The sequence below is a fragment of the Bacillus sp. ISL-55 genome, assembly GCF_018613155.1.
GTDB lineage: Bacteria > Bacillota > Bacilli > Bacillales > Cytobacillaceae > Mesobacillus.
The window spans coordinates 1-7,354 of record NZ_JAGGQU010000057.1; the positions used below are offsets into that span (position 1 = coordinate 1).

At 40.3% G+C, this 7,354-nt stretch carries 9 protein-coding genes; 5 read left to right on the forward strand and 4 right to left on the reverse strand.

Features of this window, described 5'->3' with window-relative positions:
- Window positions 1-220: 220 nt before the first annotated feature.
- Window positions 221-883, reverse strand: coding sequence for a Crp/Fnr family transcriptional regulator (locus J7E32_RS21620; RefSeq protein ID WP_214911642.1), 663 nt, complete (start codon window positions 881-883; stop codon window positions 221-223).
- A gap of 522 nt (window positions 884-1,405) precedes the next feature.
- Between J7E32_RS21620 and J7E32_RS21625 the strand changes: the two genes are divergently transcribed.
- On the forward strand, window positions 1,406-3,334 hold the full coding sequence (locus tag J7E32_RS21625) for an endonuclease MutS2 (RefSeq protein ID WP_214911634.1): 1,929 nt from the start codon (window positions 1,406-1,408) through the stop codon (window positions 3,332-3,334).
- Between the two features lie 282 nt (window positions 3,335-3,616).
- Complete coding sequence (locus J7E32_RS21630) at window positions 3,617-4,453, forward strand: formate/nitrite transporter family protein (protein ID WP_214911635.1); 837 nt, start codon at window positions 3,617-3,619, stop codon at window positions 4,451-4,453.
- A 178-nt stretch (window positions 4,454-4,631) separates the two neighbouring features.
- Here J7E32_RS21630 and J7E32_RS21635 read toward each other — a convergent pair whose 3' ends face one another.
- On the reverse strand, window positions 4,632-4,802 hold the full coding sequence (locus J7E32_RS21635) for a XapX domain-containing protein (RefSeq protein ID WP_214911636.1): 171 nt from the start codon (window positions 4,800-4,802) through the stop codon (window positions 4,632-4,634).
- 207 nt (window positions 4,803-5,009) lie between these two features.
- On the opposite strand from J7E32_RS21635, the gene J7E32_RS21640 reads away from it, so the two are divergent.
- From J7E32_RS21640 to J7E32_RS21650, 3 genes are read left to right on the forward strand one after another with little or no spacing between them, the layout of a single operon-like run.
- Entirely contained in the window at window positions 5,010-6,209 is a 1,200-nt protein-coding gene (locus J7E32_RS21640; protein WP_214911637.1) for an MFS transporter, read from the forward strand.
- Entirely contained in the window at window positions 6,206-6,403 is a 198-nt protein-coding gene (locus tag J7E32_RS21645; RefSeq protein ID WP_214911638.1) for a hypothetical protein, read from the forward strand. Before J7E32_RS21640 ends, J7E32_RS21645 begins: the two co-directional genes overlap by 4 nt.
- A 33-nt stretch (window positions 6,404-6,436) precedes the next feature.
- Window positions 6,437-6,583, forward strand: coding sequence for a hypothetical protein (locus J7E32_RS21650; protein WP_214911639.1), 147 nt, complete (start codon window positions 6,437-6,439; stop codon window positions 6,581-6,583).
- Window positions 6,584-6,600: 17 nt separating this feature from the next.
- On the opposite strand, the gene J7E32_RS21655 is transcribed toward J7E32_RS21650, so the two are convergent.
- Together J7E32_RS21655 and J7E32_RS21660 are read right to left on the reverse strand one after the other, a co-directional pair.
- Window positions 6,601-6,813, reverse strand: coding sequence for a sigma factor G inhibitor Gin (locus tag J7E32_RS21655; RefSeq protein WP_483297628.1), 213 nt, complete (start codon window positions 6,811-6,813; stop codon window positions 6,601-6,603).
- Window positions 6,814-6,938: 125 nt separating this feature from the next.
- On the reverse strand, window positions 6,939-7,124 hold the full coding sequence (locus J7E32_RS21660; protein ID WP_214911641.1) for a hypothetical protein: 186 nt from the start codon (window positions 7,122-7,124) through the stop codon (window positions 6,939-6,941).
- Window positions 7,125-7,354 lie beyond the last annotated feature (230 nt).

Genomic DNA, 7,354 nt, shown 5'->3' on the forward strand with positions numbered 1-7,354 from the left:
ATTTGTCCCTAAAGGTACCCTTATGAGGAGTGAAAAGGCTGCATAAGGGTATTATTTGTCCATAAAGGTACCCTTATAAGGAATAAATGGGCTGCATAAGGGTATCTTTCGCCAGTAAAGGTATCCTTATGGGAAGTGAAAAGACTGCATGTGGATTTCATTAGAAATAAAATATATCTTTGCTTGAAACAGAAGATTAAGCGGCTTTCTTTTTCCGTAATCAATCAATATTGCAGTATTCTATCGGACAATTTTCACAGTCGATTTGTTGTTTTAAGTAGTCCACGTTATGAATGATAATTCTTTTTTTGTGTATGGAGATGATCCCTTCATCCCGTAATTCTCCAAGCATGCGGCTGACGCTTTCCCTGGCAGTTCCGCAATAATTTGCTAAATCCTGGTTCGTGATTGGTACGTTGATGTGAATGCCATCGTCCTTTTGAATGCCGTAACTATTGCTCAGCCTTATAAGGGTAGAATACAAGGCTCCTTTTTTGCCGTGCAGGACAAGATCGCGGAATTTAGTGATCGTTTTTCGGATATGGTCATTCATCCATTTTAGGAATTGGTATGCAAGCTGGCTGTTATTGAACAAAGTTTGTTCAAGGTTATCAATATTAACCGCTGCTGCCTCACCATCTTCAACTACTCTTGCATTGAATAAATATCGGGGGCCCACAGTAAAGAGGGTTAGCTCGCCTACAATATCGTTTTTATTACATAATCTTAAATATAATTCTTTGCCTTCCGCATTCATTTTTGAGATCTGTACTTTGCCGGACAGAATAATAAACATTTCTTTTGCTTCCTGCCCTTCGCGGAATAAAAAAGTACCTTTTTTAAATTTAATGACTTTTTCTGAGGCTTTTATTAATTCGCTCATCTCATAAGTTAAATTATTTTGATTTTCCTGGCCGGCCACAATATCTCCACCTTTTCCGTCCGTTGTGTAACCTAATTTAAAATGAAATATAAACAAGAGGTCAATAGAGAAAATGTGAACATTCTTTTTCACACATGTGGTTTTCTATATTTTTCTTTTGTTTGGATAATTTTGGTTGACTCTAATGGTGTAGAGGAGGTAATCTATTGAAGAAGATATTTTTTTATATAAGGGAGTATGTTTTATGTTAGGTGTCGTTCTTAACTAAACCGTTAATTTCATACGGTCAATCCGGTTTTATTTTAGACCTTTAATAGGTTTATTTAATTATGCGCTGGATTGAATGTTAAGAACAATGAACATAGTAAAGCATGCTCGATATCCATGAGCAGAAGCTGTGTATTTGTACACAGCTTTTTCTTTTGGAGCGGAATGCCTGCAGAGATGACTGCAAGGTATTTTTTAGAAGCCGCTGTGGACTTGTTCCATTGCGGCTTTTTCTATTTTAAGGAGGAATAAAAATTGAACGAACAAACGTTTACGGTTCTTGGTTATGACAAAATCAAGGAGGAGATTGCCGGCTTTGCTTTGACTGAATCAGGGCGAATTAAAGCAAGGGAAATGCAGCCATCCATCAATATGCAACAAATTACATCATGGCAGGAGGAAGTCTCTGAAGCGATTGAAATTCTCAAGATTAGTTCAAGTGTCCCGATACATGGTCTTGAGGGGATGGAAATGGTTCTTAAAGGCTTTAACAAGGGAATACCGCTGAGGACAGAACAACTGATGCTGTTGCTTTCGTTCCTGGAAACGTGCAATAAGATCCGCCGGTTTATGAAGGATAAGGAGTATGTGGCTCCTAGAGTCTCTGCATACGTCTTTGCGATCGAAGAACTCCCCGAACTTGCTGCTGAGATACAAAGATGTATCCGCAATGGCCAAATTGATGATTACGCGACAAGGGAACTATTGAAGGTGCGGAAACAGATTGGAATACAGGAAGATCGTTTAAAAGAGAAACTTAACCAATTGCTGAAATCTGCAAAAATAAAACCATTTCTTCAAGAGGCTGTCATCAGCCAGAGAAACGGCAGATATGTGGTTCCTGTGAAGAAAGAATATCGCGGCAAGGTAAGAGGTTCGGTGCTTGATACATCTGCATCAGGCTCGACTCTTTTTGTAGAACCTGAAGAAATTGGATCGTTCCAGGATCAGATGGAGTGGCTTTATTTAGAAGAGCAAGCGGAAGTGGAAAAGGTGTTATTTGCCTTGACTGGGTTGGCTGAGGGGAAAGAGAAGGAAATCCGAATGGCCATGGAGACAATGGTTCATTATGACTATCTGTTTTCAAAAGCAAAATATTGCCGTGCTATTGATGGCAAAAGAGTAGAAATTCATCACGAACCAAACATTTTATTTAATGATGCACGCCATCCGCTTCTTGGCGAAAAAGCGGTTCCGTTAAAGATTGACATTGGAACAGACTATCAGGCTCTTGTCATTACCGGACCGAATACAGGCGGGAAAACCGTTTCCATCAAGACAGCGGGACTGCTCTCGTTAATGGCACAAAGCGGATTGCTTTTGCCGGTTGGAGAGGGGAGCGCTGCAGGCATTTTTCATAAGGTGCTTGTTGATATAGGAGATGGTCAGAGCATCGAGCAGAATCTGAGTACTTTCAGTTCCAGGATTGTCAACATTATAGAAATATTGAAGGAAACCAATGACAAGACGCTTGTCCTTCTTGATGAATTAGGCTCAGGAACTGACCCGGGGGAAGGGATGGGCCTTGCCACAGCTATCCTTGAGAACCTGAACAATAAAGGGGCAACTATATTTGCGACGACTCATTATAGCGAGATAAAAGACTTTGCAGACAATCATGAGGATTTCATGAATGGTTCAATGGAATTTGACCTTGAAACACTTAAGCCTACGTACCGTCTGCGAATCGGAAAAGGCGGGGACAGCCAGGCTTTTGCCATTGCGCTGAAACTTGGCATCCATCCGAAGCTGATTGAACGGGCCCATAATATAACTTACAAATCAGAGAAAGATTACACTGCTTTATTCGAAAACGACCTTGCGGAGCTCAAAGCAAGAGAAACTCAAATCATAACAAACAAACACAAAAGAAAGAAGTCTTCTAAGGTTGCGAAGCAGCAGGTAAAACGATTTGAAATGGGTGATAGTGTACATGTGCTAAGCTTAGGCGAGCTGGGAGTGGTTTTTAAAGGCCCTGACAGTCAGGGTAATTATCTCGTTCAGGTCAGGGATCGTAAAGTTGACGTCAATTATAAACGTTTGAAGCTGAATCTGCCTGCGTCAGAACTTTATCCAGAAGACTATGATTTCAGTATTATTTTTGAATCCAAAGAGCACCGGAAGCTTTTGAACCAGATGAGTAAAAAACATATAGATGAGCGTGTTATAAGGGATGAAAGTTGATACTATCTTACTGTATTTCTTCCAAGGAGAGCCTTTTTAAAGGGCTCTTTTTTTTTCTAAAATAAAGAGTGAATTCTTCTCGAGCAACTAAAGGATTTCCCCTATATATCTTTTTGATAAGAAGTCCGTTTTTTTTAGAAACCTATTATGTAAAGGATGAAAACGCTTCGAAAATGGACATAAATAGTTCATCGCGTTAACTCTTAACAAACTCGGATTTCAGGTTTAAGATTAATCTAACAGCATAATGTGATATTATTCACAAATAGAGGAGTCTTAAAAATGAGTGAACAGCCAATGGAAGTAGCTATCGCCACAGCTTTAAAAAAGAAAAAGTATCTCGGGGAGTCAAAAGCAAAATACCTGCTGCGGGCAGCGCTTGCTGGTGTTTATATCGGCTTTGGCATCATGGTCTCATACCGGCTGGGAGAATATTTCTACGATAATCATTCAGCTGCGACACCTATCGCTAGCTCGATCTTTTTCGGCCTCGCTCTTGTCCTGATTTTGTACGGGGGAGGAGAATTATTCACAAGCAACACAATGATAATGACAATCAGTTCATTAAAAAAAGTAACGACGTGGAAGGATACCATTGAAAATTGGATAGCGTGTTACTCAGGAAATTTGTTGGGAGCAGTCTTCTTCGGAATACTTATTATGATGTCGGGCATTTTTATATCGCCAGAAAAATCGCAATACATGATGGAAACGGTGAGCATGAAGATGAACACACCTGCTTCTCAATTATTCTTTCGTGCAATTCTGTGCAATTGGCTTGTGTGTCTTGCTGTTTGGGTACCGTTTAATGTAAAAGGAGATGGAGCAAAAATAGGAGTTATGATGCTTTTGGTTTTTGCCTTTGTAGTGTCAGGATTCGAGCATAGTGTTGCTAACATGGTCCTCTTTTCAATTGCACTCTTTGTTCCTCATCCTGAAACCGTCAGCATTGCCGGAAGTATATTCAATCTAGTACCTGTTACATTGGGAAATATATTAGGCGGAGGCTTTTTTGTTGCCACTCTTTACGTCTACCTTAATGCCAAAGGGGTAGTGGGCGAAAAAAACAAAACGTCAGCCCAATCAGTGTATAGACAAAATGTCTTAAAGCGAATGTAAGCAATTAAAAAAACCACGGAGGAATCAGTGGTTTTTTTATTATCGCTTTATTATTATCGTTTTAAAAACTTATAATGCAGATCCATATGTTAAGGATACTGGCTCATTTCGAAGGGGTAGGCTTTTATTAAGTGAAATCGAAGCAGTACGAAAAGAGCTTATTCATTTGTTCTTCCTGTCAACCTTTAAAGGAATTCAAGATCCATTCCCCGACTACTCCACCTAAATAAACACCCACAATTCCTAGCACACCCGCAAGTACTGGAGGTGCAGGAAGAGGAAGCTTCAGGAATTTAAATATGATTCCAACGATTAAACCAGCCACTAAGCTTAAGACTATTTCTTTCATGTTTTCACCGCCTCTTTTGGCAAGATGGTAACGAACTATCAGTGAGCAGACGTCTGATCACCTTTCGGCAACATTATTTTATCATGACCTGGATAAATTGAAAACGCTTTATTTATTCATTTAACATGCATTAAACGAAATGATCTATTCTTATATTAAAATAGTGGTAAAATATATCTTTATAATTCATCAGTACGGAGGATGCAAATGGACAAGCACGTGAAGCATAACATTTTTACTTTGCAAGGCTTTTATCTTTTTGTTTTTTTTGGCATAGGCAGTTTATTCCCGTTGTTAAGTGTCTACTTAAGCGAAGTTGAAAACTTAAATGGGTATCAGATAGGCATCATCCTGTCCATTGGTCCAGTGATCATGATCTTTTTCCAGCCGTTTTGGGGAATGCTGGCCGACATGAAAAGCTCTCATAATGTGCTGTTAACTTTAACAACGTTAATAACAGGGATCGCTGCTTTGGGTTATTTATTCTTCGAGGGCTTTTCCCCGTTCATAATTGTAGCGACGATTCTCGCGATTTTTCAAAGTGCGATCATTCCTTTATCAGATAGTATTTCCCTAAAATATACAAGCAAGAACGGAGTCAATTATGGAAATGTTCGGTTATTTGGATCTCTCGGTTTTGGACTGGCGGTTTTTATTATGGGCCGATTATCCGAGTGGAATCCGCAAGTAATATTTTACGCGTTTTTCCTGACATTATTGGTTTCTGCATTATTTTCAATGAAAATGCCTAGAGAATCTTCAGGGAGGCCAAGTGGTCTTTTCGCAGGAATGAAGGACCTGATGAAGATGAAGAAATTCCTTATTTTCCTAGGAGTCACATTCATGGTTTTTGGCCCTAACCTGGCCAATAATTTTTACTTCAGTCTGTTTGTGGAGGACCGAGGCGGCACCTATACAGGCATTGGGATTGCCTTCCTTATCGCTGTGTTATCCGAAATTCCATTCATGAGGGTTGCTGGAAGCTGGATCAGTAAGTTAGGGCTGCTCCAGGTCGCTTTTATTGCCGCGCTTGTATCATTAATTAGATGGATTTTTTATTTTACAGAGCCTGCTTTATCTCTTGTATACGCATCAGCTGTCATTCAGGGTTTTTCTCTTGGACTTTTCATTCCAGCAGGTTTGCAATATATTCGGGACATCACGCCACTGAATATTACCGCTACTGCAGTAACCATCTATTCCGCAGTTGGCAACGGATTAGGCAACTGGTTTTTCACGTTCTTCGGTGGCATCATTTTTGAGGAATTCAGTATTTATGGGGTATACATATTCTTTGCTGCTCTGACATTAGTCGGTGTATTGCTGACAGCCTGGTTGCTGCAGGATGATAAGAAAAGCGCAAGCGCCTTGGTCAGCCCCGACAAGCGCTGGAGGGCCGACCGGTGAAGTCGTTCTTTGACTTCATCGGGCGGACCGAAATAGAAATGTATAGCCGACTGTCCAGAAACGCAGAAACTGGAGACTCCGACAAAGAAGCGCTTTTTGCTTCTGCCGGCGGAGTTGAAGTTTCGGAGTTTCTAGGAGGCGACACTAGACAATTCGAAAAGCGGAGGCGACTGCCCAACTCCGACAAGCGTTAGAGGGCCTGACAGTGAAGTCGCTCTTTGACTTCAATGGCAGGACCGAAACGTCTCGAGGAGTTAGGAGCCGCAGCTAGACAAACGAGTCGAGGGGCTAGGCGCTGGAGCTGGATTAAGAAAGCTACTTGTAGTCATCCACAACCAATCAATTTACAAACTCCTACAAAGCAAAAAAAATAAAAGCCCAAAATGAGCTTTTAACTGTAAATGCCAGGTTTCGTAACTTTCCTTAGCTTTTCTACGTAATATTTATATTTAGGATCACTCGTATCTGTCTTGATCATGATGCTCTCACAGTCCGTGCATATAAAAGAAGTATACAGGTGTATGCCAGCACTTTTCGTCTGTTCGCAAATCACACAGTTTTCCCCAACTTGATTTTTAGCTAAAAGCGAACCCAAATTCTCCACCTCCGTACACCTATTGTTGCCAGGAGCCTTTTTTTGTATACAATTTTCCGAATAATATTTCAGGAAGTTTAGTTGTTTTATATTTTATGATTGACATATGGTTTCCTTGTATGTCTTATAACAATTTAGGTTGGTTTATTATATAAAATACTTTTCAAGAGAACCGAATAAGGATCTAAAGCTGGCAGAATAGGATGCTGAATGCATTCAGGAGGATTTTTTGAGTTTTTGCTAAAATAGCTTAAGATGATGATGCTGGTTTGGACAGCTATTTTGTACTTTTCTTCTAAACTTGTCTGAAGTTGGCTCAAGTTCGGACAGCTTTTCCTGTTTCTCCTCTAAACTTGTGGGAAGTTGCTCCTACTTCGGACAACTTTTTGCTGTTTTACTCTAAACCTGTCTGAAGTTGCCTCTGCTTCGGACAACTTTTTGCTGTTTTACTCTAAACCTGTCTGAAGTTGCACCTGCTTCGGACAACTTTTTGCTGTTCTCCCTTAAACCTGTCTGAAGTTGCCTCTACTGAACTGCTCCCCGTCAAGTA

Bases quoted from the DNA above. Each gene is read 5' to 3' on its own strand.
- J7E32_RS21650 (WP_214911639.1), top strand. From the start codon at position 6,437: ATGGCAGGACCGAAACGTCTCGAGGAGTTAGGAGCCGCAGCTAGACAA.
- J7E32_RS21635 (WP_214911636.1), bottom strand. From the start codon at position 4,802: ATGAAAGAAATAGTCTTAAGCTTAGTGGCTGGTTTAATCGTTGGAATC.
- J7E32_RS21620 (WP_214911642.1), bottom strand. From the start codon at position 883: ATGAGCGAATTAATAAAAGCCTCAGAAAAAGTCATTAAATTTAAAAAA.
- J7E32_RS21640 (WP_214911637.1), top strand. From the start codon at position 5,010: ATGGACAAGCACGTGAAGCATAACATTTTTACTTTGCAAGGCTTTTAT.
- J7E32_RS21630 (WP_214911635.1), top strand. From the start codon at position 3,617: ATGAGTGAACAGCCAATGGAAGTAGCTATCGCCACAGCTTTAAAAAAG.